The 26123-nt window shown below is 60.3% G+C and carries 24 protein-coding genes and 1 pseudogene; 11 read left to right on the forward strand and 14 right to left on the reverse strand.

Annotated features, from left to right (window positions below):
• Window positions 1-412: 412 nt before the first annotated feature.
• Window positions 413-628 carry a ribosome modulation factor gene (gene rmf / locus BLR69_RS13575; protein ID WP_002553055.1) on the forward strand — a complete coding sequence of 72 codons (216 nt, stop codon included), beginning with the start codon at window positions 413-415 and terminating at the stop codon, window positions 626-628.
• Window positions 629-751: 123 nt separating this feature from the next.
• Here rmf and BLR69_RS13580 read toward each other — a convergent pair whose 3' ends face one another.
• From BLR69_RS13580 to sctC, 5 genes are all read right to left on the reverse strand, one after another.
• Window positions 752-1777: a quinone-dependent dihydroorotate dehydrogenase gene (locus BLR69_RS13580; protein ID WP_071493870.1), complete on the reverse strand. Its 1026-nt coding sequence runs from the start codon at window positions 1775-1777 to the stop codon at window positions 752-754.
• 86 nt (window positions 1778-1863) lie between these two features.
• The gene (locus BLR69_RS13585; RefSeq protein ID WP_232000989.1) at window positions 1864-2286 is read right to left on the reverse strand and encodes a transglycosylase SLT domain-containing protein; all 423 of its coding nucleotides are present in this window, start codon (window positions 2284-2286) and stop codon (window positions 1864-1866) included.
• Between the two features lie 31 nt (window positions 2287-2317).
• Window positions 2318-2722, reverse strand: a complete 405-nt coding sequence (locus BLR69_RS13590; protein ID WP_071493871.1) for a winged helix-turn-helix domain-containing protein — start codon at window positions 2720-2722, stop codon at window positions 2318-2320.
• A gap of 155 nt (window positions 2723-2877) precedes the next feature.
• A complete protein-coding gene (locus BLR69_RS13595) occupies window positions 2878-3102 on the reverse strand; it encodes a FliM/FliN family flagellar motor switch protein (RefSeq protein WP_071493872.1) in 225 nt (74 codons plus the stop codon).
• Window positions 3103-3117: 15 nt separating this feature from the next.
• Window positions 3118-4545 (reverse strand): type III secretion system outer membrane ring subunit SctC, encoded by a 1428-nt coding sequence (gene sctC / locus BLR69_RS13600; RefSeq protein WP_071493873.1) that lies wholly within the window; start codon window positions 4543-4545, stop codon window positions 3118-3120.
• Between the two features lie 274 nt (window positions 4546-4819).
• Between sctC and BLR69_RS13605 the strand changes: the two genes are divergently transcribed.
• The 5 genes from BLR69_RS13605 to cobA all read left to right on the forward strand — a co-directional run bounded on the left by BLR69_RS13605 (window position 4820) and on the right by cobA (window position 10509).
• Entirely contained in the window at window positions 4820-6046 is a 1227-nt protein-coding gene (locus BLR69_RS13605) for a CmpA/NrtA family ABC transporter substrate-binding protein (RefSeq protein WP_071493874.1), read from the forward strand.
• A gap of 13 nt (window positions 6047-6059) precedes the next feature.
• Entirely contained in the window at window positions 6060-6635 is a 576-nt protein-coding gene (locus BLR69_RS13610; RefSeq protein WP_032887604.1) for an ANTAR domain-containing response regulator, read from the forward strand.
• 222 nt (window positions 6636-6857) lie between these two features.
• A complete protein-coding gene (locus tag BLR69_RS13615) occupies window positions 6858-8069 on the forward strand; it encodes a nitrate/nitrite transporter (protein ID WP_071493875.1) in 1212 nt (403 codons plus the stop codon).
• Window positions 8069-9739, forward strand: coding sequence for a bifunctional protein-serine/threonine kinase/phosphatase (locus tag BLR69_RS13620; RefSeq protein WP_071493876.1), 1671 nt, complete (start codon window positions 8069-8071; stop codon window positions 9737-9739). Before BLR69_RS13615 ends, BLR69_RS13620 begins: the two co-directional genes overlap by 1 nt.
• Window positions 9740-9765: 26 nt before the next feature.
• Window positions 9766-10509 (forward strand): uroporphyrinogen-III C-methyltransferase, encoded by a 744-nt coding sequence (gene cobA, locus BLR69_RS13625; protein ID WP_071493877.1) that lies wholly within the window; start codon window positions 9766-9768, stop codon window positions 10507-10509.
• A gap of 60 nt (window positions 10510-10569) precedes the next feature.
• Here the strand turns inward: cobA and BLR69_RS13630 are convergent, their stop codons facing one another.
• The 8 genes and pseudogenes from BLR69_RS13630 to ppsA form a co-directional block, all read right to left on the reverse strand.
• Window positions 10570-11550, reverse strand: a complete 981-nt coding sequence (locus tag BLR69_RS13630) for an OmpA family protein (protein WP_071493878.1) — start codon at window positions 11548-11550, stop codon at window positions 10570-10572.
• Between the two features lie 107 nt (window positions 11551-11657).
• A complete protein-coding gene (sigX, locus tag BLR69_RS13635; protein ID WP_010208495.1) occupies window positions 11658-12248 on the reverse strand; it encodes an RNA polymerase sigma factor SigX in 591 nt (196 codons plus the stop codon).
• 87 nt (window positions 12249-12335) lie between these two features.
• Window positions 12336-13160, reverse strand: coding sequence for a mechanosensitive ion channel family protein (locus BLR69_RS13640; RefSeq protein ID WP_003175519.1), 825 nt, complete (start codon window positions 13158-13160; stop codon window positions 12336-12338).
• 2 nt (window positions 13161-13162) lie between these two features.
• On the reverse strand, window positions 13163-13408 hold the full coding sequence (locus BLR69_RS13645) for a hypothetical protein (RefSeq protein ID WP_025854229.1): 246 nt from the start codon (window positions 13406-13408) through the stop codon (window positions 13163-13165).
• Window positions 13409-13494: 86 nt separating this feature from the next.
• Window positions 13495-14490, reverse strand: a complete 996-nt coding sequence (locus tag BLR69_RS13650) for a zinc transporter ZntB (protein ID WP_058427376.1) — start codon at window positions 14488-14490, stop codon at window positions 13495-13497.
• Window positions 14491-14514: 24 nt separating this feature from the next.
• Window positions 14515-15006 (reverse strand): ribonuclease E activity regulator RraA, encoded by a 492-nt coding sequence (gene rraA / locus BLR69_RS13655; RefSeq protein WP_058427377.1) that lies wholly within the window; start codon window positions 15004-15006, stop codon window positions 14515-14517.
• A 189-nt stretch (window positions 15007-15195) separates the two neighbouring features.
• Entirely contained in the window at window positions 15196-16185 is a 990-nt protein-coding gene (locus tag BLR69_RS13660; RefSeq protein ID WP_071493879.1) for an alpha/beta fold hydrolase, read from the reverse strand.
• 106 nt (window positions 16186-16291) lie between these two features.
• Window positions 16292-18668: pseudogene (gene ppsA / locus BLR69_RS13665) on the reverse strand (phosphoenolpyruvate synthase).
• 178 nt (window positions 18669-18846) lie between these two features.
• Here ppsA and ppsR point away from each other — a divergent pair.
• On the forward strand, window positions 18847-19665 hold the full coding sequence (ppsR, locus tag BLR69_RS13670) for a posphoenolpyruvate synthetase regulatory kinase/phosphorylase PpsR (RefSeq protein ID WP_003193298.1): 819 nt from the start codon (window positions 18847-18849) through the stop codon (window positions 19663-19665).
• A 128-nt stretch (window positions 19666-19793) separates the two neighbouring features.
• On the opposite strand, the gene BLR69_RS13675 is transcribed toward ppsR, so the two are convergent.
• A complete protein-coding gene (locus BLR69_RS13675) occupies window positions 19794-21218 on the reverse strand; it encodes an aminotransferase-like domain-containing protein (protein WP_071491410.1) in 1425 nt (474 codons plus the stop codon).
• Window positions 21219-21378: 160 nt separating this feature from the next.
• Between BLR69_RS13675 and BLR69_RS13680 the strand changes: the two genes are divergently transcribed.
• Genes BLR69_RS13680 through BLR69_RS13695 form a run of 4 tightly spaced genes read left to right on the forward strand, consistent with a single transcriptional unit; the run spans window position 21379 to window position 26121 of the window.
• Complete coding sequence (locus tag BLR69_RS13680) at window positions 21379-22272, forward strand: DMT family transporter (protein ID WP_166794313.1); 894 nt, start codon at window positions 21379-21381, stop codon at window positions 22270-22272.
• 26 nt (window positions 22273-22298) lie between these two features.
• Window positions 22299-24161 carry a molybdopterin-synthase adenylyltransferase MoeB gene (gene moeB / locus BLR69_RS13685; protein ID WP_071493881.1) on the forward strand — a complete coding sequence of 621 codons (1863 nt, stop codon included), beginning with the start codon at window positions 22299-22301 and terminating at the stop codon, window positions 24159-24161.
• 15 nt (window positions 24162-24176) lie between these two features.
• Window positions 24177-25091 (forward strand): PLP-dependent cysteine synthase family protein, encoded by a 915-nt coding sequence (locus BLR69_RS13690; protein WP_071491545.1) that lies wholly within the window; start codon window positions 24177-24179, stop codon window positions 25089-25091.
• A gap of 37 nt (window positions 25092-25128) precedes the next feature.
• A complete protein-coding gene (locus BLR69_RS13695; protein WP_071493882.1) occupies window positions 25129-26121 on the forward strand; it encodes a serine O-acetyltransferase in 993 nt (330 codons plus the stop codon).
• Window positions 26122-26123 lie beyond the last annotated feature (2 nt).

A 26123-nucleotide genomic window follows, 5' to 3' on the forward strand; every position in this document is an offset into this window, starting at 1 on the left:
GCCGGGCCTTTGGGCCTTTAGTGACGGGGCAGATAAACAATTGGCTGTAACAAAAAGAAATATTCCGACCCTTCGTCGAATAATAACCGACTGCAACGGGCGGACATTCTCACTAAAGGATTAAACCCATCCTCTATGCAGGGTGCATCATAGCTGGGTTTGCCCATTAAAAGGGGCGAAAAACCATCCCAGCTTATGGCTATAGCATCGTTATCGTTACGTGCTTATGACAAAACGATCATTGAATCCATGTGACCTATTGGTTAGAACTCAACACAGGTTGGCGCCGTAACGACGCCGACACATCGGCTCGCCACGCCGGCAGCGAGCCCACCAACGGCAGAAAAACTCTGCCCGGCCTCGGACGAGGCCGAAGGATATCAAGACAGTCAACAAGTGAGGGAAACACCCTATGAGAAGACTTAAGCGTGATCCGTTGGAAAGAGCATTTTTACGCGGATATCAATATGGCGTTCATGGCAAATCCCGTGAGCTTTGCCCATTTACTCTACCGTCGGTACGCCAAGCCTGGATCAACGGCTGGCGAGAAGGACGCGGCGACAACTGGGACGGTATGACTGGCACTGCGGGAATCCACAGACTCAACGAACTTCACGCCGTCGGCTAATCAAGGGCAATTAATTCCGACACCACCTCTGGATTTGTAACGACTTACCATGCACGCCCCATCCGGGCGGCGGGCTTCGGCCCAGGGGGCTCCTTTTCAGGGGCCCTTTTTAATGGGTCGCTTTCAGGCTTTTGGCAATGCTGCGATGGCATCTACCGACTGGCGAATCAGCGCCGGGCCTTTGTAGATAAAGCCGGAATACAACTGCACCAGGCTTGCGCCCGCGGCAATCTTCTCGGCCGCATGCTTGCCTTCGGTGATACCGCCGACCGCGATGATCGGCAAGCGCCCGGCCAACTCCGCAGCCAGCACCTTGACGATATGGGTGCTCTTGTCACGCACCGGCGCGCCCGACAGGCCACCCGCTTCGTCGCCATGGGCCAGGCCTTCGACGCCTACGCGGCTGAGGGTGGTGTTGGTCGCGATGACTGCGTCCATCCCCGAGTCCACCAGGGCCTGGGCCACCAGCACGGTTTCTTCGTCGCTCATGTCCGGCGCGATCTTGATCGCCAGCGGCACGCGCTTGCCATGACGCACGGCCAGGTCTTCCTGGCGCTGGCGCAAGGCTTCGAGCAGTTGCTTGAGGGAATCGCCGAACTGCAGGCTGCGCAGGCCCGGGGTGTTGGGCGAACTGACGTTGACCGTGACATAGCTGGCGTGGGCGTAGACCTTGTCCAGGCAGATCAGGTAATCGTCCACGGCGCGCTCGACCGGCGTATCGAAGTTCTTGCCGATATTGATGCCCAGGATGCCCTTGTATTTGGCGGCCTGAACCCGCGACAGCAAGTGATCAACGCCCAGATTGTTGAAGCCCATGCGATTGATGATCGCCTCGGCTTCCGGCAGGCGGAAGATACGTGGCTTGGGGTTACCCGGCTGTGGACGTGGCGTCACGGTGCCGATTTCAACGAAACCGAAACCCAGCTGTGCAAAACCATCGATGGCCGCACCGTTCTTATCCAGGCCAGCCGCCAGGCCGACCGGGTTGGGGAAGTCGAGCCCCATCACCGAGACCGGCATTTTTGCCGGTGCATTGCATACCAGGCCATTGAGCCCCAGGCGGCCACCGGCACCGATCAGGTCCAGGGACAGATCGTGGGAGGTTTCCGGGGAGAGTTTGAACAACAGCTGGCGGGCCAGGGTATACATGGGCGGGCTAGACTCGGATGGCGGCGAAAGGTGGCGGCGATTATAGCCGGGGTCACGGGTTGCGCGCGAGGCGCGAACCTCAATCGTCAGTAGCGGTGCGCTACCAACTGCTCGTAATACGCCCAGATTTTCTGGGCATATTGCATGCGCAACGCCTCACGCGCAGGCCCGGAACCCGGGCCGGCGTTGTAGGAGCCTACCGCCGTCCAGTTGTAGCCAAAGCGCTGGATGAACTCGGCGAGAATCGAAGCCCCCACCTCCACGGAGAGGCAAGGTTCATTGAGCAAACGCTCCTCGGTAATACCTCGTTCGAGCAGTCGCGGCAAATGGCTGCTGTTGATCTGCATCAGGCCGATGTCGCGAGTGCCATTACGGTTCGCATGGTTTATCGCTTGCGCACGAAAGCCCGACTCTACTGCAGCGATCGCCTGCAGCAGTTCTGGCTCGATGTCGTAGCGGCTGGCCGCCTCCTCCCAGCAATAGGCCAGCGCCTGATTGCCGGTCATCATCACCCCCAACACCAAGCCCTTGCTCCAGAAACTAGCCACGGGTTACCACTCCATGGCGGGTCTGCCCGCATGCGGAGCACACATGCGCCATACGGCCTGACGCATGACCCTCGACCTTCACCGGGCAGATGAACCGGTATCCTCGACCATAAATCGTCTTGATAAAGCCCTTGTCGGTGCCAAGGTACTTGCGCAGTGAATAAATGCAGCGTGTCAGCGACTCTTCAGCGACTTCCCCTTGCGGCCAAGCCAGCTCCAGCAAGCGATCCTTGGTCATCAAAACACCACCGGACATCAGCAACAATCGCAGCACCAGCCCTTCCTTGGGCGGCAACTGAACATCCGCGTCCTCACCGGTCAGGCGACCATCGTCGTGCAGGGTCCAACGCGCAAACACCAGGGAAGTCGTCGTCCCTCCATCATCCATGACAGCCATGATTACCTCGGCATCCGACTACTGACATTGAAGTCCTCATTTGCATTACGGGTTCAAGTGCCCCTGTCACGACTATAAAAACCTGCCTAAGGGCTCACGTTAGGAATAAGCCCATATATCCCGCGCTTTTTGAAACCGCGCTGTAAGACGTTTCGCTATCCACCGCCACCAGGCAGCCACGGTTGATAAACCTCGTGCAGTTCAACCCCCAACCGGTCCTCCAACTGCACCAACTCACCCAAGGCCAGTAGTTGCCCGTTAACCCGAACCTCCACGCAATGGATTATCTCCGGCATCAACGGCAACACCTTTCCGGGCGCAAACGCTGCCAGGCGCCGGCGGCTGATCAATTGTTCCTGAAGAAGAATTTCCAGATGCATCGGCTAACACCTTGTTCACGGTGAGACATGGCGCTCAGGCCGTACAAACGCACGTTGAACGCGCTCGTATTGCGCTGCTGTCAAAGGCGGCGGCCCTGCGCCCCCGCCCGGCCCCAGCGCCTCGCTGCCCACGGCCCGGGCCTGAATCACAAACAGACGCACTTGATCCGGGCGAGCAGCCGCCCGCCCTTGTGCCTCTCGTTGAAACGCACCCAGCCACAGACGCCTGCCCTGGGGCACACGCACCACACTGTTGACCCCCACCTGCCCCACCGCTGTGTTTTTTTCACGCCGCCCCTGCTCACTCATCTGGCGCCCCTCCTCAATCTCGAGGCGCATTTCGATCTGGTTAGCTTCGGAAAAACGCGGCAGTACACTGACCTGAGTGCCATAGCGCACAGGTTTCCAGTCAGTTCGGTCGTTTCCGGGGGACGGTAGATAAAAGGTATGGCTATCCTGGAACACCGCCGGGACGTTCTCCTGAGTGAGAATCACGGGCAGTGTCACCACCGTCGCGCGTCGACGACGCTCCAATGCACCGATCCTGGCCATCACGCGGTTGTCATCCAGAGGCGCAAGGATTCGCGTGGTCGACGTCTTGGCGTCTTCATCCCTGCCCAGGCCCAGCTTCTCCAGTTCAGTGCGCTCCACATCCACCAGCCACAGCGAGACTTCGATCGGTCGCTTGGGTGCGTCGAGTTCCGCCACCAGCTTCTGGATGAAACTCACCTGGGCCGGCTTGCCCTTGATCAGCAGACTGTTGCTGTCCGGGTAGGCGATCACACCGAGGCTCTTGTCGGACAGCAACCCCTTGTGCTCGCTGGCCAGCAGGGTCTCGATCATCGACGCCATCCCCGGCACCGTTACCGGGTTGTCACGTGTGCCGTACTGACGGTCCGCCACATCGGTGTTAAGCACTTGAACCACAGCAAAGGCCTGCGCGCCCACACGCAAGTCGGCTCTTTGCCGATCCATCAATTGGGCCAGGCGCATGACCTGGTCGACGTAATTCGGTGGGCCGGACACATAGAATGTGCGCGCCCCACTTTCACGCAGCGGGTAGCGTGACTCATCAAGGCCCGAGCGGCGCATGAGGCCACGCAACTTGTCGACCGTAATATGCCGCAAGGTCACCGCAGAGCTCTTTGCCTCGTCGGCATCGTAGATATGCAGCACTTGCCCGTCGCCGTACCAGATCAACCCCTGTTCGAGCGCAAGCGCTTCCAGCGTCTGTTGCGGCGCATCGAAATCCAGCGCAGTACTGAGACGTTTGCGCGCCACCGCCTGACTGACAACTATGGGTACCCCCAGCGGCTCCGACAATGCAGTGAACACGGTATACAGGCTTTCATTCCGAACCTGGTAAAGCTCGCCCCAGGCCACCGCACTTAGCAGCCACAGCCCGGCAAACAACAGCCAACGGTGAAACCGGAGGCGGGGCATCGTCACAAGGGGGTCGGCATGCACCGTGAGGGTTCCTGGGCAGTCTGGCAGTGAGAGAGCGGCCATACTGAAAGCCCGCCCGGTTTCAATCTTGATGGAAAGTTGACGGCCACCCGCGCCTCACCGCCCGTGGCATGTGCCTTGCTATGAACTCTGCATGAGAGCACGCACCAACGGCGGAGCGCGCTTACGGACAAAGGCGTCGTTACCCGCATTGGCTTACATCGCCATCTGAGGGAACGACGCTTTTTTTTTAAAGAAAAGGCAGGTGTTGATGAACGATTCGGTTGGCAAGAGCCCGATGAACGACCCTCTGGCCTGGGTCAACGGCAGTGATGCCCCGGAAAAGAGCAGCCTTGACCTGGGTTTCATGGCTTTGAGCGATTGCGCCTCGGTGGTCGTAGCAGCCACCCAGGGCTTCGCTCAACCCTACGGCCTGACCCTGAACCTCAAGCGCCAATCGTCCTGGGCCAACCTGCGCGACAAACTGGCCAGCGGCGAATTGGACGCCGCCCACAGCCTGTACGGGCTGATCTATGCCGTGCACCTGGGCATCGGCGGCGTCGCACCCACCGACATGGCCGTGCTGATGGGGCTCAACCAGAACGGCCAGAGCATCAACCTGTCCCACGGTTTGCAGCAACAAGGGGTGGTCACTCCTGAGGCACTGGACCGCCACGTGCACCAAAGCCGAACAAAACTGACCTTCGCCCAGACCTTTCCCACAGGTACTCACGCCATGTGGCTGTATTACTGGCTGGCGAGCCAAGGCATTCACCCTTTGCAGGATGTGGACAGCGTGGTAGTCCCGCCGCCGCAAATGGTTGCGCACCTGCAAGCCGGACGCATCGACGGGTTCTGCGTCGGTGAGCCCTGGTGCGCCAGCGCGGTCAAGCAAAACCAAGGGTTTACCTTGGCAACGAGCCAGGCGATCTGGCCGGATCACCCGGAAAAAGTCCTCTGTTGCACCCAAGCGTTCGTCGACCAATACCCCAACACTGCGCGCGTGTTGGTGATGGCGATCCTGGAGGCCAGCCGGTTTATCGAAGAAAGTACCGAAAACCGCCGCTCCACCGCGCAATTGCTCAGTGGCCGCGAGTACCTCGACGCCCCGCTCGACTGCATCGAACCGCGCCTGCTGGGGGCCTATGACGACGGCCTGGGCAATCAGTGGCAGGACCCCCACGCCCTGCGCTTTTTCGCCGGTGGTGAGGTGAACTTGCCCTACCTCTCCGACGGCATGTGGTTCATGACCCAGTTCCGGCGTTGGGGACTGTTGCGCGAGGACCCCGACTACCTCGGCGTAGCCCTCCAGGTGCAGCAACTGGCGCTGTATCGCCAGGCGGCAGGTGCGCTGGGGATCCCGGTGAAAGCCCAGGACATGCGCAGCAGCCAACTGATCGACGGCAAAACCTGGGACGGTTCCAACCCAGCCGAATACGCCCGCAGCTTCCGCCTGCATGCCCTGGCCGATGATTCCAACCGCCAGGCCTTGCGCTGACAGGAGAACACCCATGCTGCGAATCCTGTTGATCAATGACACCCCGCGCAAGGTCGGCCGCCTCAGGACGGCGCTGATCGAGGCCGGTTTTGAGGTAATCGATGAGTCAGGCCTGACCATCGACCTGCCCGCACGCGTCGAAACGGTGCGCCCGGACGTGATCCTGATCGATACCGAGTCACCGGGCCGTGATGTGATGGAGCAGGTGGTATTGGTCAGTCGCGATCAACCCCGGCCCATCGTGATGTTTACCGACGAACACGACCCGAACGTAATGCGCCAGGCAATCAAGTCCGGCGTCAGCGCCTACATCGTTGAAGGCATCCAGGCCCAGCGCCTGCAGCCGATCCTCGATGTGGCCATGGCGCGCTTCGAAAGTGACCAGGCCTTGCGCGCCCAGCTCCAGGCACGTGACCAGCAGTTGGCCGAGCGCAAGCGCATCGAGCTGGCCAAGGGCATGCTGATGAAAATGAAGGCCTGCAACGAAGAAGAGGCCTACACCCTGATGCGCCGCCAGGCCATGAGCCGTCAGCAAAAGCTGATCCAGGTGGCGGAGCAGATTATCGCCATGAGCGAGCTGCTCGGCTGATGATCGTTCCCACGCTCCCGCGTGGAAATGCAGCCTGAGGCGCTCCGCGTCTCGCCTTCCACCTTATTGGCTCAGCTCTTGCTAAGTATTCTGGACAGGTAGCCAACGGCGGTTGCCCCTCCCCGACAAAGACGTCGCACACCCGGTTTGCCCTCGCGAACCCGGTGGCGGCGTTTTTTCGTTTTGGCCTTCTTACAAGACTCCCAACCGTTGAGGTGCGTGATGAAATCAAGCTTCTGGAAATCCGGGCACACCCCGACCCTGTTTGCCGCGTTCCTGTATTTCGACCTGAGCTTCATGGTCTGGTACCTGCTGGGTCCACTGGCGGTGCAGATTGCCGCCGACCTGCACCTGACCACCCAACAACGCGGCCTGGTGGTGGCTACACCGATCCTGGCGGGTGCGGTGCTGCGCTTCCTGATGGGCATGCTGGCGGACAAGCTGTCACCCAAGACCGCCGGGCTGATTGGCCAGGTGATTGTGATCTGTGCCCTGTTCGGCGCCTGGAAGCTGGGCATCCACAGTTACGAACAAGCGCTGCTGCTGGGGCTGTTCCTGGGTATGGCCGGTGCATCCTTTGCTGTTGCGTTGCCGCTGGCCTCCCAGTGGTATCCGGCGGAACACCAGGGCAAAGCCATGGGGATCGCGGGTGCGGGCAACTCCGGCACGGTGTTCGCCGCGCTGCTGGCGCCTGTGTTGGCGGCCGCCTTTGGCTGGAGCAACGTGTTCGGCTTCGCTCTGATTCCGCTGGTGCTGACCCTGATCGTGTTTGCCTGGCTGGCGCGCAATGCACCTGAACGGCCAAAAGCCAAATCCATGGCCGACTACTTCAAGGCCCTGGGTGACCGTGACAGTTGGTGGTTCATGTTTTTCTACAGTGTGACCTTCGGCGGCTTTATCGGCCTGGCGAGCGCCCTGCCCGGTTACTTCAACGACCAGTACGGCCTGAGCCCGGTGACCGCCGGCTACTACACCGCCGCCTGCGTGTTCGGTGGCAGCCTGATGCGCCCTCTAGGCGGCGCGCTGGCGGACCGCTTCGGCGGAATCCGTACCCTGCTGGGCATGTACAGTGTGGCGGCAATCTGCATTGCGGCGGTTGGGTTCAACCTGCCGAGTTCCTACGCAGCGCTGGCCCTGTTCGTCTGCACCATGCTTGGCCTGGGCGCCGGTAACGGCGCAGTGTTCCAACTGGTGCCGCAGCGTTTTCGCCGTGAGATCGGCGTGATGACCGGCCTGATCGGCATGGCCGGCGGCATTGGCGGCTTTGCGCTGGCGGCAGGCATGGGTGCGATCAAGCAAAGCACCGGCAGCTATCAGATGGCGCTGTGGCTATTCGCGAGCCTGGGCGTATTGGCCTGGTTCGGCCTGTATGGCGTGAAACGTCGCTGGAGAACCACCTGGGGCTCGGCCGCAGTGACGGCTGCACGGGTCTGATGAGCCTGCAACTGAGCGTCGCCCAGGCCAGTGCCATCGGCCCACGGCCGGAAAACCAGGACGCACTGCGGGTGGTGACACCCGTGGCCGAACTGGCGGCGAGCAAAGGCTACTTGTGCGCCATCGCCGATGGAGTGAGCCAGTGCGCCGACGGCGGCCTGGCCGCACGCTCGACCTTGCAGGCGTTGGCCCTGGATTACTACGCCACGCCGCAGACCTGGAGCGTGGCCCAGGCCCTGGAGCGTTTGCTGCTGGCACAGAATCGCTGGCTGCAGGCCAATGGCGGTGGGCAGCCGTTGCTGACCACCCTCAGCGCTCTGGTGTTTCGCGGCCAGCGCTTTACCCTCGCGCATGTCGGCGATTGCCGGGCGTATCGCTGGCTGAATGATGAATTGCAGCGCCTCAGTGAGGATCACGTATGGGAGCAGCCGGGCATGCAGCATGTGCTCAAGCGTGCCCTCGGCTTGGATCAGCATCTGGTGGTGGATTTTCTCGACGGTCAGTTGCGCGAAGGCGAATGTTTCCTGCTGCTCAGTGACGGTGTGTGGGCAACCCTGGGTGATCACAGCATCCGTTCGATTCTGCGCGAGCAAACCGACCTGGAGCTGGCGGTCAACACCCTGGTGAACGCCGCACACCTGGCGGGCAGCCAGGACAATGCCAGTGCCCTGCTCGTCCGTATCGACGCCCTTGGCGCAGCCACCCTCGGCGATGCCCTGGTGCAGTTGCAGCAATGGCCGCTGCCACCACCACTGAAAGCCGGACAACACTTTGAAGGCTGGCAGGTGCAAAGCGTATTGGCGCAAAGCCGACAGTCATTGCTGTACCGGGTGCGGGATGCCCAGCAACAACCCTGGCTGCTGAAAACGCTGCCGCCGAGTCGCGAGGATGACAACGACGCCGGCCAGGCCTTGCTGTCGGAGGAATGGTTTCTACGGCGAGTTGCGGGGCGGGCATTTCCTGAAGTCCATGCCTGCGGCGGGCGTCAGCATTTGTACTACGTAATGCGGGAATACCCCGGCCAGACCCTGGCCGAACTGTTCCAGCAGCACGGCCCACTGCCCCTGGCGCAATGGCAGTCGATCGCCGAGCGCTTGCTGCGGGCGGTGGGCATGTTGCACCGCCGGCAGATCCTGCACCGCGATATCAAGCCGGAAAACCTGTTGCTGGGGGATGACGGCGAACTGCGTTTACTGGATTTCGGCCTGGCGTACTGCCCAGGCCTGTCGGAAGAGTGCGCTCATGCGCTGCCGGGCACGCCAAGCTTTATCGCGCCCGAGGCGTTCAATGGCGACCGGCCTACGGCCCAGCAGGATTTATACAGTGTCGGTGTCAGCCTCTATTACCTGCTGACCGGGCACTACCCCTACGGTGAAATCGAAGCCTTCCAACGGCCCCGGTTCAACCAGCCTGTCAGCGCCAGTCGCTACCGCCCCGACTTGCCGGATTGGCTGCCCCTGAGCCTGGAACGGGCAGTGGCGGCCCAACCGGCGCATCGTTACGAAACTGCCGAAGAATGGTTGCGAGTGCTGGAACAGGCGGACCGACAGGAACTGAGCATCCGCCCCAAGCCCTTGCTGGAGCGTGAACCCTTGAAGGTCTGGCGCACTCTGGCGCTGCTTTCGTTGTTGATCAACCTGGTGCTGTTGTACGCACTCTTTAACCGCTGACGTCATCCCTGGACGAGGAATAATTCATGAACGCAAAAGTCTGGCTGGTGGGCGCAGGCCCCGGTGACCCGGAGCTGTTGACCCTCAAGGCGGTACGCGCCTTGCGTGAGGCCGATGTGGTGCTGATCGATGACCTGGTCAACCCGGCGGTACTGGAACACTGCGCCGGAGCGCGAGTGATCACCGTGGGCAAACGCGGTGGCTGTCGCTCGACCCCGCAGGACTTTATCCATCGCCTGATGCTGCGCTATGCGCGCCAGGGCAAATGCGTGGTGCGGCTCAAGGGCGGTGACCCGTGCATTTTCGGGCGCGGCGGTGAAGAAGCGATGTGGCTGCGTGAACGGGGCGTCGAGGTGGAGTTGGTCAACGGAATCACTGCGGGGCTGGCGGGTGCGACAAATTGCGCGGTTCCGCTGACACTGCGCGGGGTGAGTCGTGGCGTGACCCTGGTTACGGCGCATACCCAGGACAACAGCCGTTTGAATTGGCGAGCACTGGCCGAGGGCGGGACGACGTTGGTGGTGTACATGGGGGTGGCGAAGCTGGAGGAGATTCGCCAGCAATTGCTGGACGGCGGGATGGCGACGGATATGCCGGTGGCGATGATTGAAAACGCATCGCTGCCCCAGCAACGGGAATGCCGCAGTGAGTTGTCACGCATGTATGCAGATGCGCAGGCATTTGCCTTGAAAAGCCCGGCCATCCTGGTAATTGGCCATGTCGCAGCCCCTGGGCAAGTCGCTTGCCTCACACAAGCCGCCAGCGCCTGAAGCAAATTCCAGACGAAAAAAAGCCCGGCCTAAGCCGGGCTTTTTTCTACCACTCAGTAATTACTGAGCTTGAGCTTCAACCGACGCTTCTACGCGACGGTTAACAGCACGACCAGCTTCAGTTGCGTTGTCAGCAACTGGGCGGGACTCGCCGTAACCTACTGCGGTGATACGGCTAGGAGCAACGCCGTCTTTAACCAGGACTTGCTTAACAGCGTCAGCACGACGCTGGGACAGCTTCTGGTTGTAAGCGTCTGGACCTACGGAGTCAGTGTGACCAGCAACTTCTACGTTGGTAGCTGGGTACTGAGCCATGAAGTCGGCCAGGTTTTTCACGTCGCCGTAGCTGTTAGGCTTAACAACCGACTTGTCGAAGTCGAACTTGACGTCCAGCTCAACACGAACAACCTGAGCAACTGGAGCTTCTGGCTCTGGAGTTGGCTCTGGAGCTGGTGCTGGGGTAGGAGCTGGAGCAACTGCGCCAGCGTTGCCGCCGAAGTTCACACCCAGGCCGACCAGTGCGGAGTAATCCCACTTGCCGTTGTCCAGGTTGTAGTCAGACTCAACGCCAGCACGGGCGAACAGGTTGTTGGTGAAGTAGTACTTCACACCAGCGCCAGCGATAGCCAGGGTCGACTGGTCGCGACCGCTGTGGCCGTCAGCCTGTACGTTGGTACGGCTCTGGTGACCGAAACCACCTTCTACGTATGGACGCAGGGAGTCAACACCGGCCTGACCGAAGTGGTACTGAGCAGTCAGGCTGCCAGTGTCACCTTTGATCTTCTGGTTGCCAGTACCGTCGTTCGAACGGGTGTGGTTGGTGGTGTCGTAGTTCAGGTTCACCGACACGTCGTCGGTAATGAAGTAACCGATGCTAGCGCCAGGGTTGTAGCCGTCTTCGATGTGCTTGACGCTATCGTTGAACTGCTTCTTGTAGAACAGCTGGCCTTCAACTGCGCCTTGGCCTTGTGCCAGTGCGCCGAAAGAAGTGGCAGCAATAAGAGTACCAATGGCCAAGCCCAAGGTGTTTTTCAGTTTCATCCGTTAAATCCCCATCTGGTGATTGTAAAGCAGTCCCACAAACCGGGGGACAACTCGGCGACAAGTCTAACAGAACTTGCCTACACGTAAGAGATATTTGCCACGCACTAAGTTTCAGTCTCGCCCGCAAATTTCTCACGTAATTTATCAAGAGCACGTTTGTAACGCATTTTTGTAGCACTCAAACCCATGTGCATGATGTCAGCGATTTCCTGGAACTCCAGCTCTGCGACAAATCGTAGCACCAGAATTTCCCGGTCAATCGGGTTCACATACACCAACCAGCGATCAAGTCCGCCCTTCTCCTCGGGTGCGGGCGCCTTTTCCTCAGACGCCTCCTCAAGGGGGTCCAGACTCAACGCGTCCATCAAGCGACGCTTTCGCCGTTCCTTCCGATACTGCGTGATGCACTCGTTGTACGTGATGCTGTAGAGCCATGTCTTGAACTTCGATTTGCCCTCGAAGTTCTTCAGGCCATACAGCACCTTGAGCATCACTTCCTGACAGACATCATCCGCATCTCTATCGTTCCCTAAATACCTTGAACAAACGTTGAACAGAGTGCGTTGATATCTGCGCATCAATTCTTCGTACGCGCGAGTTACGTGAAACAGCTCCGTGTGCGAGCGCGCGACCAGCTCCTCATCGGAGAGCTCACGGGGGTCATAGCGCGTGGACAGCGTTTGGGCTTTATTCAAAACAAGTCGTGCCGACAGTCAGGTCAATGTCCGCCGCAGCCCGATCAGCCGGGTTTGCGGCGGCGTACATTAGCAGGGTTTGCCGGATTAGCGGCTACTCACCTGCTGCTCCAGGAGAATCCGATTGGACAACGACACCAGGTCGCCGTCATCGGTCAGCACCGTCGTCTTGACGGTACCGATCTCCTCGATTTGCCCTTCGACCTCGCCCACACGCACCTGTTGGCCCACCTGGTACAACTCACGCACATAGATTCCCGCAAGAATCTGGCCGGCAATTTCCCGGCTTCCCAACCCCATGGCCAGCGCAACGGCCAGACCAACGGTAATCAAAACGATCACAATCACATGGTTCAGCAGGTCAGTCTTGACCTCCAACTGGCTGATCGCGACCGAAATACTGATGATGATCACCAGGCCCTGGGCAATTCGCCCCAGGCCGGCAGCATAGTCCAACCCCACGCCTTCGGCGGCGCCGCGCACCAGCCCATTGGCCAGTTGCGCCAGCAAAACGCCTACCAGCAGCACCAGCGCGCCGCCGAAAACCTTCGGCAAATACAGCGCCAGCATGTCGAGCGTAGCTGAAACTCGCTCAAGTCCAAGGGATTGAGCCGCAGAAACCAGGAAAATCAGCAAAACAAACCAATAAACGATCTTGCCGATCAATGTCGAGATCGGTACCTGCAGCCCGGCACGCCCCAACAGCTTGGTCAGGCCGGTGCCCGCCATCAGACGGTCGAGGCCCAGTTTAGCGAGCAGTTTGGACAGCAGGGTGTCGAGCAGCTTGGCCACTACAAAGCCCAGCAACACCAGCACCAGGGCACCAAACAGGTTGGGAATGAAATTCGCCACCTTGGTCCACAATGCGGTCATCGCGGTGACCAGGCTCTGGGTCCAGAGATCAAGTTCCATATTCAATCAGCCTTATCAGCAGTGCGAGCAAGAGGTTTACGACGGGAAACCGGTGAAACGTGGGCTGAACCGTTGTTCAGGGCCATCATCAACGCCGGCACCCAGCGCCCGAGCAGGCCGAACAGATCACCCGCGCCTACCTGACGGTTGGCGGTTTTCAGCACGCGGCCCAGGCAGGCATCATCGTCCCGGTTGGACGGCGAGGCATTGAGCATGTCACGCAAAGACTGTTCGAACGGATCGTGCATAAGGACCTCTCGCAAGTGATTTAAAAGACGAGGGTTAAATTCTTGGGGTCACATAGGCCCCTTCCTACGTTCAGCTCATATTCAGGTCAAACCCAGCGCAATCGTCGAAAAAGCCACCATTGTCCAAGCGCCACCGAGACCATCAACAGGCACGCAATCATGAATCCATAGGGGCTGGCAGAGAACGGAATCCCGCCCACATTGATACCCAGCAAGCCGGTGAGAAAACTCATCGGCAGGAAGATCCCGGTGATGATCCCGAAGCGGTACATGGTGCGGTTCATACGCACGCTCAAACGCCGGTCTTCGGCCTCCAGCACAAGCCCCACGCGCTCTCGGGTCAATTCAAGCTCTTCCAGGTAACGGGTGAGGCTGTTGTTCAATTCGTTCCAATAGTCGGCATCGTCGTCACAGAACCACGGCAATTTGATGCGCGTGAGCTGGGCAAAAATATCCCGCTGCGGCGCCAGGAATCGCTTCAGCCCGGCCGCCCGTCGACGGATCTGCAAAACGCTGCCATGTTCCGGAGTATACCGTTCGTCGGTATCGAGTTTTTCTTCCTCTACGTCGACGATTTCGGACAGGTCGGAGACCAGATCCTGCACTTTATTGGTGAGGTACTGAGCCATATAAAGGATGAGTTCAGAGGCCGTCTTCGGCCCCTTGCCATCCGCCAATTGCACCAGCAGCTCGTCGGTGGCGCGTAACGGGCGCAACCGCAGGGAAATCACCCGGCTGGCAGCGGCGAAGATGCGCACCGAGACCATGTCCTCCGGTTCGGCACCGGGGTTGAGGTTGACCCCTCGCAAGAACAGCAGCAATTCCGAGTCCGGCAGCGGCAACAGGCGCGGGCGGGTGTTCTCCTCCAGCAACAGGTCACAGGCGAACTCGCTCAAGCCACTGGATTTGCGCAGCCAGGTCTGGGTTTGCGGATGGCTGCGATCCCAATGCAACCACAGGCTTTCCTGAGGCTGCAGTTGCAAGTCGTCGAGCTCTGTCCGGGCAATCGAACGCGCACCGCCTTTACCGTCCAGCACCAGGGCATGCACCAGCCCCCATTGCGCGTTTTCTTCCTCGAACATCCTCACCCCGTCGGTTATTGCAATTTATTCAGGCATTTTCAGCGGGCTGGGCGACACGATCACACCGTTATTGTCGGCGTAGATGTATTCACCCGGACGGAACGTCACGCCCGCAAACGTGACCACCACATTCAAGTCGCCGATGCCACGCTTGTCGGTCTTCATCGGATGACTGGCCAGGGCCTGCACACCCAGGTCGGTCTGGGCGATCACATCGACGTCACGGATGCAGCCGTAGATCACCAGCCCTTCCCAGCCGTTTTTCGCGGCCTTCTCGGCGATCATGTCACCCAGCAACGCACGGCGCAGGGAACCACCACCGTCGACCACCAGTACCTTGCCGGCGCCAGGCTGGTCTGCCTGTTCCTTGACCAGCGAGTTATCTTCGAAACACTTGATGGTGACGATCTCGCCACCGAAGGAATCTCGGCCGCCGAAGTTGCTGAACATCGGCTCAAGCACCTGCACCAGCTCCGGGTAGGCGTCGCACAGGTCGGGGGTCACGTAATGGTTCATTGAACAATTCCTTTCCGTCAAAGAAGCGTCTTTCGAAAGAAGCGCCAGCCCAAGCAGGTGCGAAACATCCCATCCACTTCGCCGCAACGCAATAGCCACTGCGCGACTGAATATGACCAGAAGCGTTTAACGCGTCATATCTTAGCCGCAACCACACACGAGTGAAACGCCCTTGGCAGAGCCCTGCGCTCAAACCGTGGCCAACACCTCGGGCTGCACGCCGAACAAGGGTGTGAGCGGGTCGTTAAGCCATTGCGCCACCAGCGGCCACACTTCGGCCTGTGCAGCTTTGCTGACGAGCATTTCAACGTGCCCGAAATCCTCGGTAAACCCTTGCTGGCGGCCGAGACACAGGTATTGACGGTGCTCGGAGCCGACCTGCTCGAACAGCTTGCGACACGCCCAATCGGGATCCTGATGATCGCCGGCAGCACTGACGGCCAGCAACGGCACATCCACGTCTGTCAGGCCTTTCCACCAGTCGTTCTTGCCTTCGCCAAAGCGGCCAAACAGGCCGTTCCAGCGCATGGCCTCGATCATCACACCCGCCGGCTCGTCCTCCGGGCCACGCTTGAGGCGCGAGCCAGACACTTCGCCGAAGCGTTTCAAGAGCAAGCGCCCCGTCCACTCCACCGGTGGCAGTTTCAACGGCCAGTGGGTGCGGCTGACCTGGCAGCCGAACAACGCCACCGAAGCCACGGCTGGTGCGCCAAGGTGCTGCCCACCCAGCGCTGCGGCCAGGCTGGTGCCACCCAGGGAATGGCCGATCCAGTGGGGAACCTGCCCGCTTTGCTCGCGCACAAACGCACCAATGGCCGGCAAGTCGTAGCGCGCATAGTCAGCGACGCGGTTGCGTGCGTAGTCATGATTGCGCTTGGACAAACCATGACCACGCATTTCCGGGATCCACACATCGAAGCCCTGGCGGGCCAGGTAAGCCCCCAGGCCGATGCCTTTGGGCGAATACCAGAAGCGCCGATTGGAAAAACTGCCATGCAATAAAATAACCGCTACGCCCCGGTTTTCCGGGACATCGGCCAGGCCCAAACGGGTAACCGCCAGCTCGACGGTGCCGTCGGGGCTGTTACCGGGCTTGAGGCGGTACACGTCTTCACTCAGGTCGCCACGACGTTCAGCGCTGATCAGGGCGACGGGAAACAGTTTGCTGCTGCTTTGCATAATGCTCTTGCACAAAAAAGGGCGGCGTCCGGAAGGAGTTCCGCCCTGCACAGATAAGAATGCCGGTCACCCTCATCGGGTGACCGGCACTTTTGACATGACGATCTTAGGCGGACGCTTGGCCTTCCGCCAGGAAGAACCAGGTTTCCAGCACGGAATCAGGGTTCAACGAGACGCTTTCGATACCCTGCTCCATCAGCCATTTGGCCAGGTCCGGGTGGTCGGATGGGCCTTGGCCGCAGATGCCGATGTACTTGCCGGCCTTGTTACAGGCCTGGATAGCGTTGGCCAGCAGCTTCTTGACCGCAGGATTTCGCTCGTCGAACAGGTGGGCGATGATCCCGGAATCGCGATCCAGGCCCAGGGTCAGCTGGGTCAGGTCGTTGGAACCGATGGAGAAACCGTCGAAGAACTCCAGGAACTCTTCGGCCAGGATGGCGTTGGACGGCAATTCGCACATCATGATCACGCGCAGGCCATTTTCGCCACGGGACAGGCCGTTTTCCGCCAGCAAGTCCACCACCTGGCTCGCTTCGCCCAGGGTGCGCACGAACGGCACCATGATCTCGACGTTGGTCAGGCCCATCTCGTTGCGCACGCGCTTGAGGGCGCGGCATTCGAGTTCGAAGCAATCACGGAACGCTTCGCTGATGTAACGCGACGCGCCACGGAAGCCCAGCATCGGGTTTTCTTCTTCCGGCTCGTAGAGCTTGCCGCCGATCAGGTTGGCGTATTCGTTGGACTTGAAGTCCGACAGACGCACGATGACCTTTTTCGGGTAGAACGCCGCCGCCAGGGTGCTGATGCCTTCCACCAGCTTCTCGACGTAGAAGCCCACCGGGTCGTTGTAGCCGGCGATGCGCTTGTCAACGCTTTGCTTGATGTCCAGCGGCAGGCCGTCATAGTTCAACAGGGCCTTGGGGTGCACGCCGATCATGCGGTTGATGATGAATTCCAGGCGGGCCAGGCCCACACCGGCGTTCGGCAATTGCGCGAAGTCGAAGGCACGGTCCGGGTTGCCGACGTTCATCATGATCTTGAAGGGCAGGTCCGGCATGGCATCGATGGAGTTCTGCTTGATGTCAAAGCCCAACTCACCTTCGAAGATGAAGCCGGTGTCGCCTTCGGCGCAGGACACGGTCACGCCCTGGCCGTCCTTGAGCAGTTGGGTGGCGTTGCCGCAACCGACTACCGCAGGGATTCCCAGTTCACGGGCGATGAATCGCCGCGTGGCAGGTACGCCCGCCACGGTTGGTGACGATGGCGCTGGCGCGTTTCATCACCGGTTCCCAGTCCGGGTCGGTCATGTCGGAGACCAGTACGTCACCTGGCTGAACTTTGTCCATTTCGGACACATCCTTGATGATCCGCACCTTGCCGGCGCCGATGCGCTGGCCGATGGCACGGCCTTCTACCAGCACGGTGCCGGTTTCTTTGAGCAGGTAGCGCTCCATGACGTTGGCCGACGTGCGGCTTTTCACGGTTTCCGGACGGGCCTGCACGATGTACAGCTTGCCGTCGTCACCGTCCTTGGCCCACTCGATGTCCATCGGGCACTTGTAGTGCTTTTCGATGATCATCGCTTGCTTGGCCAGCTCGCTGACCTCTGCGTCGCTCAGGCAGAAACGCGCGCGTTCGGCCTTATCGACTTCCACGGTTTTCACCGAGCGACCGGCCTTGGCCTCGTCACCGTAGATCATCTTGATAGCCTTGCTGCCCAGGTTACGGCGCAGGATGGCCGGGCGGCCCGCTTCAAGGGTGCCCTTGTGTACGTAGAATTCGTCGGGGTTGACCGCGCCCTGTACGACGGTTTCACCCAGGCCGTAGGCGCCGGTGATGAACACCACGTCACGGAAGCCCGATTCGGTATCGAGGGTGAACATCACGCCGGCCGTGCCGGTTTCCGAACGCACCATGCGCTGCACACCGGCAGACAGGGCCACCAGCTTGTGGTCGAAACCTTGGTGCACACGGTAGGAAATGGCGCGGTCGTTGAACAGCGAGGCGAACACTTCCTTGGCCGCGCGGATCACGTTTTCCACGCCGCGGATGTTCAGGAAGGTTTCTTGCTGGCCGGCGAAGGAAGCGTCCGGCAAGTCTTCGGCGGTGGCCGAGGAGCGCACGGCAACGGCGACGTCCGGGTTACCGGCCGACAGCGCGGCGAAGGCGGTGCGGATTTCTTCGTTGAGCTTCTCGGGGAACTCGGCCTCCATGATCCATTGGCGGATCTGGGCGCCGGTCTTGGCCAGGGCATTGACGTCATCGACGTCCAGGGCGTCCAGTGCGGCGTGGATCTGAGCGTTGAGGCCGCTCAGTTCGAGGAAATCGCGGTAAGCCTGGGCCGTGGTGGCGAAACCACCGGGCACCGAGACACCAGCGCCTGCAAGATTACTGATCATCTCGCCGAGGGATGCGTTCTTGCCCCCCACGTGCTCTACATCATGGACGCCGAGCTTATCGAGGGAAACTACGTACTCTACCAAGGTGATCTCTCCACTTTCTGTGTTGGAAAAGCTCAGGACGCCGGCTGCTCAGTAGGAGCAAACACCAGCGCTTGTGGCCTGGACCTGGAAAATAAGTGAGAATGCGGCCCACTGCGGGACGGCAAAATCGCGCCTATCATATCCAAGATTCGCCATCAGCTTAAGGCCCAGGGCTCAAATGAAACGATCTGCTTTCTTTATCTCCGACGGCACCGGCATCACAGCCGAAACTCTGGGTCAAAGCCTGCTCGCGCAGTTCGAAAACATTACCTTCGCCAAATTCACGCGGCCCTACATCGACAGCGTGGATAAAGCGCGGGCCATGGTACAACAAATCAATCTGGCGGCTGAAAAAGACGGGTTCCGCCCGATCATTTTCGACACCATCGTCAATCAAGACATCCGTGAGATTCTCGCAACGTCGAATGGTTTCATGATCGATATTTTCTCGACCTTCCTGGCGCCATTGGAGCAGGAGTTGAGTGAACACTCCTCCTATTCGGTCGGAAAGTCCCATTCCATTGGGCACAACTCCAACTATATGGAGCGTATCGAGGCGGTGAACTTCGCCCTCGACAACGATGACGGCGCCCGCACCCACTACTACGACAAGGCCGACCTGATCCTGGTAGGCGTGTCGCGCTGCGGCAAAACGCCCACCTGCCTGTACATGGCCATGCAGTTCGGGATTCGCGCGGCCAATTACCCGCTGACCGAAGACGACATGGAGCACCTGACGCTGCCGGCGGCCCTGCGCGCGCATTCGCACAAGCTGTTCGGGCTGACCATCGATCCGGACCGCCTCACCGCGATCCGCAATGAGCGCAAGCCTAATAGCCGCTATTCGAGCTATGCCCAGTGTGAGTTTGAAGTGCGCGAAGTAGAAAATCTGTTCCGCCGGGAGAATATTGCGCACATCAATTCCACGCATTTTTCGGTGGAAGAGATTTCGGCGAAGATTCTGGTGGAGAAAGGCGTGGAGCGCAGGTTCAAGTAAGGGTGGCGCCTGGACTGGCCTCTTCGCGGGCAAGCCCGCTCCCACAGTTGACCGAGTTCCAGCTCTGGAATGCGGTCAAAATGTGGGAGCTGGCTTGCCTGCGAAGAACGATAACGCGGTGAACCTGCCTACAGCTGAAACCTTCCTCCCCCCTGCCCCAGCGCCGTGGCCAGCGCATCAAACCCCGCCCGCAACAACTGATCATCCCCCGACGTATTGCAGATACTCGCCCGGATGAACTGCGGCACCGCCGTCTGCCCCACGGCAAAGGCCTCGGCGGTGGCGATCAGGTAATTGTTCTGCTTGAGTTCGGCCTCGATCTCCGACGCCCGCCATGGCTCCGGCACTTCTATCCAGAAGTGCGGGCTGTTGAGATGGGTGCGGTATTCCAGGCCCGTCAGCAGGTCGCGGACCAGCGCCTTGCGGCGGCTGATCTCGTTGATCTGCTGGCGCAGCAGGTATTCCGCCGTGCCGTTTTCGATCCACTGGGTCGCCAGCTCGAGGGTGACGGGCGTGGCCATCCAGCAGGTCGAACGCAGGGCCGCCGAAATACGGCTGACCAGCGCGGGCGGCGCATGCACATAGCCCACACGCAGCCCGGCGGACACCGCCTTGCTCAGGCTGCTGATCAAAATCGTACGCTCAGGGGCGAAATGGCTGAGGGGCGGCGGTCGGTCTTCCACCAGGACACCGTGGGCTTCGTCCTCAAGAATCAGCAGGTTGTGTTCGCGACAGACTTTGACCAGCGCTTCGCGACGCGCCACCGAGAGCACAGCGGTGGTGGGGTTCTGGATGGTGGGCGTGCAGTACAGCGCTGAAATCCGGTGATTACGACAGACTTCGTCCAGCGCGCTCGGCAGCACGCCTTCTTCGTCCATCTCCAGACCGATCAGCCGGATACCCAGCATGCGCGCGGCGGTGATCAGGCCGGGATAAGTCAGCTGTTCAGTGACCACCGTATCGCCAGCCCGCAACAGCGCCATCATCGAGCAGAGCAAGCCGTGCTGGCCGCCGTTGACGCAGATGACCTGCTCGGGGATCGGATGAAAATCGCGCTGCACCAGCCATTGCGCACCGGCTTCACGGTAGCGCGGCAGACCAGCGTCTGGCGTGTAGGCACTGATGTCCTGGAGGAACTTGGCGTTGGTCGACAGGGTTTGGAAGCTCTGGGCCAGGAACACCGTCTCCTGCCCCGGGATGTGCATATTCCGGCTCATGTCGAAGTATTGGCGCGGTTCTTCGCTGAAGTTGCGAAAGCCTTCATCGCGCTGGCGCTCCATCCCTCGCTTGCGCACGAAAGTGCCGTCACCGACTCGCGCCACCACCAGGCCCAGGCGTTCGAGTTCGCCATAGGCGCGGCTGATGGTGCCGATCGTGACGCCAAGATTGTCGGAAAGCACCCGATGGGGCGGCAGTTTTCTTCCTGGCTCAATCAGACCTTCAAGGATGCCCCGCTCCATGACATCGGACAGGCGCTTGTACTTCACGCCCTGCCCGTTGGACAACCCCTCACGCATAATTGACACCATGTCAATATTTGTTTTGACAGCCATCTTTCGCCCTAATAGTGTGCTTTTACGGGTTCAATCGCCGAAGTTTACAACTCATTACAAGCTCAATATAGAGTTCAATTCCGGCTCAGGGAAGCAATAAACGATGCCAATGTCCGCCGTTCTCGAAAACACCGCCAAGACCAAAATTCAAAAACAATGGCTGGCCGGGCTGATCACCAGCGTGATGTTCCTGATCGTGTGCCTGAGTTGGGGCACCACGTGGCTGGGTATCAAGATTGCCGTGGAGAGCGTGCCGCCGCTGACCTCCGCCGGCCTGCGCTTCCTCATCGCCTTTCCGCTGTTCCTGTGTTTTGCCATGGTGCGCCGCGAACCGATCCTGTTTCCCCGCGAGAGTCGCTGGTTCTTCGTGTTCGTGACCCTGTCCTACTTCAGCGTGCCCTACTACCTGCTCAACTACGGCGAGATGCATGTCTCGTCCGGCCTCACCGCGCTGCTGTTCAGTTGTATGCCGGTGTTCATCCTGATTTTCTCCGCGCTGTTCCTGCGCGAACGCATCTACTTTTCCCAGGTGGTCGGTATCGGTATCGGCTTCGGCAGCCTCTACATGATCATCAAGAGCCAGGGCCTGCACCTGGACCACGCCGAGTTCTTCGGGGTACTGGCAATTCTGACCGCCGCGATCATGCATGCCTTGTGCTACGTCATCACCAAGCAGAAAGGCAGCGCCATCAGCGTGATCACCTACAACACCCTGCCCATCGGTATTGCCGGGCTGATGCTGTTCGTCGCCGGGCTGTGGTTTGAAGCGCCGACCTTCGAAGCCATCACCCTACGGTCGTGGGGTGCGCTGTTCTACCTGGGGCTGGTGGCCTCGGTGGGTGGGTTCATCGTGTACTTCATGCTGCTCAAGCGCTTGAGCCCGATCATCCTGTCGTTCGTGTTCATCATCTTCCCGGTGTTCGCGGTGATCATCGGCGCCTGGTACGAAGGCGTGTCGATTTCCCGCGACCTGATGCTGTACTCGGCCATCCTGCTGGCCGGCTTTGCGATCACCAAGTTGCCGGTTGAAAAACTCCTGGCCAAGAAAAATTGACCCTCCTACCACCACGCGAGAGAAACATGGACGTCCTCCGCCCCGAAGCCCTGGAACAGATCTACGCCCACGCCAGCCGCAGCTACCCCGAGGAGTGCTGTGGTTTTGTCTTCGCCGACGGCAGCGTGTACCTGGGCAGCAATATCCAGAACGAGCTGCACCGCAAGAACCCCGAGATATATCCGCGCAGCGCCGCCAACGGCTACACATTCTCGGTGGCCGACACCCTGCTGCTGAGCAAGGCGTTGCGCAGCGACAACCCGGTGGTGGTGATCTATCACTCTCACCCGGATGTCGGCGCCTATTTCAGCGACGAAGACGAGGACAAGGCGCTGTTCATTGGTGAGCCGATCTACCCCGTCAGCTACCTGGTGGTCGACGTTCGCCAGGGCCAGGCCCTCGGCTCCAAGCTGTTTGCCTGGGATGGCAAGCATTTCGCCCTTCAACCTTTCAACGACCTGCACACGGAGTTGTCCATGAACGCTGTCTCTTTCCCCGACATTCTGGTTCGCGTGGCCAAGCTGCCGGAATCGACCCTCGAGGGCGCCGGATCGACATTGCGCGAAGTCATTGAAAACCTCTGCAGCAGCCACCCGCAGTTGCGCGCGCACCTGTTCCACGAAAAGAACAACCAGCTCAAGGAACACTTCCTGTTTACCGCCGAGGAAGAGTTGGTGGGCGCCGACGACCCACTGCCGGAAAAAGCCCGCATCGAAGTACTGCTCGCCACCTCGGGCGGCATGGATGTCGACGCACTGAGCAATGAAGAAGTGCAACGCTACGTGCGCCACATCACCCTGCCCGGCGTGGGCCGCGAAGGCCAGTTGAATCTCAAGAAAGCCAAGGTGCTGATCATCGGCACCGGTGGCCTGGGCTCACCGATCAGCCTGTACCTGGCAGCGGCCGGCGTCGGCACCCTGGGGCTGGTGGACTTTGATGTGGTGGAAAGCAGCAACCTGCAACGCCAGATCGTCCACGGCAACAGCACCCTCGGCATGCCCAAGGTCGAGTCCGCCAAGCAACGCCTGCAAGACCTCAACCGTCATATCCAGATCAACGCCCACGACACCGCCCTGAATGCCGATAACGCCCTGGAACTGGTGGGCGCCTACGACCTGGTGATCGACGGCACCGACAATTTCGACACGCGCTACCTGGTCAACGACGCCTGCGTGCAGCTGGGCAAGCCCTTGGTATACGGCGCCATCTACCGCTTCGACGGGCAGATCAGCGTGCTCAACTATAAAGGTGGGCCGTGCTACCGCTGCCTGTTCCCCAGCGCGCCGCCCGCCGAACTTGCCCCCAACTGCAGTGCAGGGGGCGTGATCGGCGTGTTGCCCGGTGTGGTCGGGATGATCCAGGCGACCGAGGCCATCAAGCTGTTGATCGGCATTGGCGAACCGCTGTCCGGCCGTTTAATGCGCTTCGATGCGCTGGCGATGAAGTTCAGCGAGATCCGCTTCAAGCGCCGTGCCAACTGCCCGTGCTGCTCCGAACTGCGCCATAGCGAAAGCGTGGCACCGGCTGTCTGTACAGACGCTGTGCCCAGCCAGCCGTCCCTGGCCGAAGAGCGCTACATAAAGCCCCGTGTACTCAAGCAATTGCTCGAACACCCGCGCAGCGTCGATGTGTTGCTGGACGTGCGTGATGCCAGCGAACTGGAGGTGTGTAAATTACCGGGCGTGGTGCATATCCCCCTGGCCGAACTGGACGATCAGCTCGACCGCCTCAGCCGGGACAACACCCACTACCTGATCTGCTACGCCGGCACCCGCGCCGAACAAGCCGCCAGTACCTTGCTGGCGGCGGGTTTCGCCAATACCAAAGTCCTGCAGGGCGGCATGAAGCATTGGGTTCGCGACGTCGAACCCGACATGCCGTTGTATTGAGCCGAGGACTGAATGATGTTGCACAACTCCATTCTCGAGGTGATCGGCCAAACACCGATCGTACGCCTGGCGCAGTTCTCCGAAGACCTCGGCATCGAGGTCTACGCCAAGCTCGAATCCCTCAACCCGGGTGGCAGCCACAAGGCGCGCATCGCCCTGGGCATGATCCTCGACGCCGAACGCCGGGGCGTGCTGATCCGTGACTCCGGGCAAACCATCATCGAGCCCAGCGGCGGCAATACCGGTATCGGCCTGGTGATGGCTGGCAATGTGCTGGGCTACAAGGTGGTGCTGGTGATCCCCGACAACTACAGCCCCGAAAAACAGAAGCTGCTGCGCCTGTACGGGGCCAAGGTGGTGCTGTCGGACAGCCGCCTGGGCAACAACTCCCACGGCGAAAAGTGCATGGAATTGCAGCTGGAAAACCCCAGCTACGTGATGCTCAACCAGCAACGCAACGGCGCCAACCCACAGACCCATCGTGACACCACCGCACCGGAGATCCTGCGTGCGTTCGGCGAGCGTCGCGCCGACTACTTTGTCAGCGGCATCGGCACCGGCGGGCATATCACCGGCATTGGCGAAACCCTGAAAGCCGCCTGGCCGGGCCTGCGCGTCATGGGGGTGGAGCCGGAAGAATGCGACCTGCTGAAAAACCAGCATGCGCCGCACCATATCCAGGGCCTGTCGATCGGCCTGATCCCGAGCATCCTCAACCTGGACGTGATCGACGGCATGCTCAAGGTCTCGCGCCAGGACTGCATCGACATGATGAAACGCATCATGCGCACCGACGCCATCAGCCTGGGCTTGTCCTCGGCCGCCAACATGGTGGCCGTCGCCCAACTCGCCCCGGAACTGCCGCCCGAAACGGTGGTGCTGACCATGGTCTACGACAATGCCGACAGCTACCTGCCCAGTTTCGAATAAACGGTCTTCCAACCAATCAGACGACGGGGGTGCCTCAATGGGTGGCTTTATCGACATGCAACAGTTGCACGATGAGTTGCTGACTCACCTCATCAAGACCCTCACGCCGGCACAGATGAAACAGCTGGAGCCGCATCTGGCGCCGCTGGTACAGAATGCCGCCCAGGCGGTGGCCGAGGATTTGATCGCCTACGCCTACCGCGACCCGGCATCCCGTGGGCGCGGTGAGCTGATCCTGGAGTCCTACGCGTCGTTCAAGGCGGTGCTGTATTACCGGCTGGCGCACCTGGTGTGGCATTTCCCCGACCGCACCAACGGCGTCTTCTCGCGTATCGCCCTCAAGCTGAGCAACCAGGGCAAGGTGCTTTCCGGGGCCGAGATCCACCCGGCGGCGCGCATTGGTCGGCGCTTTGTACTGGATCACGGCTACGGCACCGTAATCGGCGAAACGTGTGAGATCGGCAACGACTGCTACATCCTCTGCGGCGTGACCCTGGGCGCCCGTGGCATCGCCAACAACCCCGACGGCAAGCGCCACCCACGCCTGGGCAATAACGTCGAGGTTGGTTCCGGCGCCCGCGTGCTCGGCTATGTACTGATCGGCGACAACGTGTTTATCAGCCCCTCCTGCGTGATCACCCAGGATGTGCCCGCCGGCACCAAAGTGAAGGTGGTGAACCAGATCCAACTGCAAAAAAACGACGAGTCGGACCACAGCAATTACCTCGGCGCCTTTGCCCTGGATGAGCGTCTGCACGTGGTCGGCGAGATCAATGCGAGCCACAAGGTCACGGTGCTGGACGCCGACTTCCATCCCTTGCCCGGGCTGATGCTGGAGCCCACGGTGAAGGAGCGTCACCACCTGCAATTTCGCCTGCATCGCATCGAGTCGGGTAACCAGCTGCCACGCCTGCCGCTGAACCTGAAGGTCTGCGGCCCGGAATTTGAAATCACCCTGCTTTCCCCGCCTGGCTTGAGTGCGATGGTGCGTTCCCTGTTGCAAGCCAGCCCATTGATCGTTGGAGGTTGAAC

Origin of the sequence: Pseudomonas azotoformans (assembly GCF_900103345.1) — a bacterium.
In the GTDB taxonomy this organism is placed as follows: domain Bacteria; phylum Pseudomonadota; class Gammaproteobacteria; order Pseudomonadales; family Pseudomonadaceae; genus Aquipseudomonas; species Aquipseudomonas azotoformans.

Bases quoted from the DNA above. Each gene is read 5' to 3' on its own strand.
- BLR69_RS13645 (WP_025854229.1), bottom strand. From the start codon at position 13,408: ATGCACGATCCGTTCGAACAGTCTTTGCGTGACATGCTCAATGCCTCG.
- BLR69_RS13595 (WP_071493872.1), bottom strand. From the start codon at position 3,102: ATGCATCTGGAAATTCTTCTTCAGGAACAATTGATCAGCCGCCGGCGC.
- moeB (WP_071493881.1), top strand. From the start codon at position 22,299: ATGGACGTCCTCCGCCCCGAAGCCCTGGAACAGATCTACGCCCACGCC.
- sctC (WP_071493873.1), bottom strand. From the start codon at position 4,545: ATGCCCCGCCTCCGGTTTCACCGTTGGCTGTTGTTTGCCGGGCTGTGG.
- BLR69_RS13605 (WP_071493874.1), top strand. From the start codon at position 4,820: ATGAACGATTCGGTTGGCAAGAGCCCGATGAACGACCCTCTGGCCTGG.
- BLR69_RS13660 (WP_071493879.1), bottom strand. From the start codon at position 16,185: ATGCAAAGCAGCAGCAAACTGTTTCCCGTCGCCCTGATCAGCGCTGAA.
- BLR69_RS13630 (WP_071493878.1), bottom strand. From the start codon at position 11,550: ATGAAACTGAAAAACACCTTGGGCTTGGCCATTGGTACTCTTATTGCT.
- BLR69_RS13640 (WP_003175519.1), bottom strand. From the start codon at position 13,160: ATGGAACTTGATCTCTGGACCCAGAGCCTGGTCACCGCGATGACCGCA.
- cobA (WP_071493877.1), top strand. From the start codon at position 9,766: ATGAACGCAAAAGTCTGGCTGGTGGGCGCAGGCCCCGGTGACCCGGAG.
- rmf (WP_002553055.1), top strand. From the start codon at position 413: ATGAGAAGACTTAAGCGTGATCCGTTGGAAAGAGCATTTTTACGCGGA.
- BLR69_RS13620 (WP_071493876.1), top strand. From the start codon at position 8,069: ATGAGCCTGCAACTGAGCGTCGCCCAGGCCAGTGCCATCGGCCCACGG.
- BLR69_RS13650 (WP_058427376.1), bottom strand. From the start codon at position 14,490: ATGTTCGAGGAAGAAAACGCGCAATGGGGGCTGGTGCATGCCCTGGTG.
- BLR69_RS13695 (WP_071493882.1), top strand. From the start codon at position 25,129: ATGGGTGGCTTTATCGACATGCAACAGTTGCACGATGAGTTGCTGACT.
- BLR69_RS13690 (WP_071491545.1), top strand. From the start codon at position 24,177: ATGTTGCACAACTCCATTCTCGAGGTGATCGGCCAAACACCGATCGTA.
- BLR69_RS13615 (WP_071493875.1), top strand. From the start codon at position 6,858: ATGAAATCAAGCTTCTGGAAATCCGGGCACACCCCGACCCTGTTTGCC.
- rraA (WP_058427377.1), bottom strand. From the start codon at position 15,006: ATGAACCATTACGTGACCCCCGACCTGTGCGACGCCTACCCGGAGCTG.
- BLR69_RS13580 (WP_071493870.1), bottom strand. From the start codon at position 1,777: ATGTATACCCTGGCCCGCCAGCTGTTGTTCAAACTCTCCCCGGAAACC.
- ppsR (WP_003193298.1), top strand. From the start codon at position 18,847: ATGAAACGATCTGCTTTCTTTATCTCCGACGGCACCGGCATCACAGCC.
- BLR69_RS13610 (WP_032887604.1), top strand. From the start codon at position 6,060: ATGCTGCGAATCCTGTTGATCAATGACACCCCGCGCAAGGTCGGCCGC.
- BLR69_RS13590 (WP_071493871.1), bottom strand. From the start codon at position 2,722: ATGGCTGTCATGGATGATGGAGGGACGACGACTTCCCTGGTGTTTGCG.
- BLR69_RS13675 (WP_071491410.1), bottom strand. From the start codon at position 21,218: ATGGCTGTCAAAACAAATATTGACATGGTGTCAATTATGCGTGAGGGG.
- BLR69_RS13585 (WP_232000989.1), bottom strand. From the start codon at position 2,286: ATGATGACCGGCAATCAGGCGCTGGCCTATTGCTGGGAGGAGGCGGCC.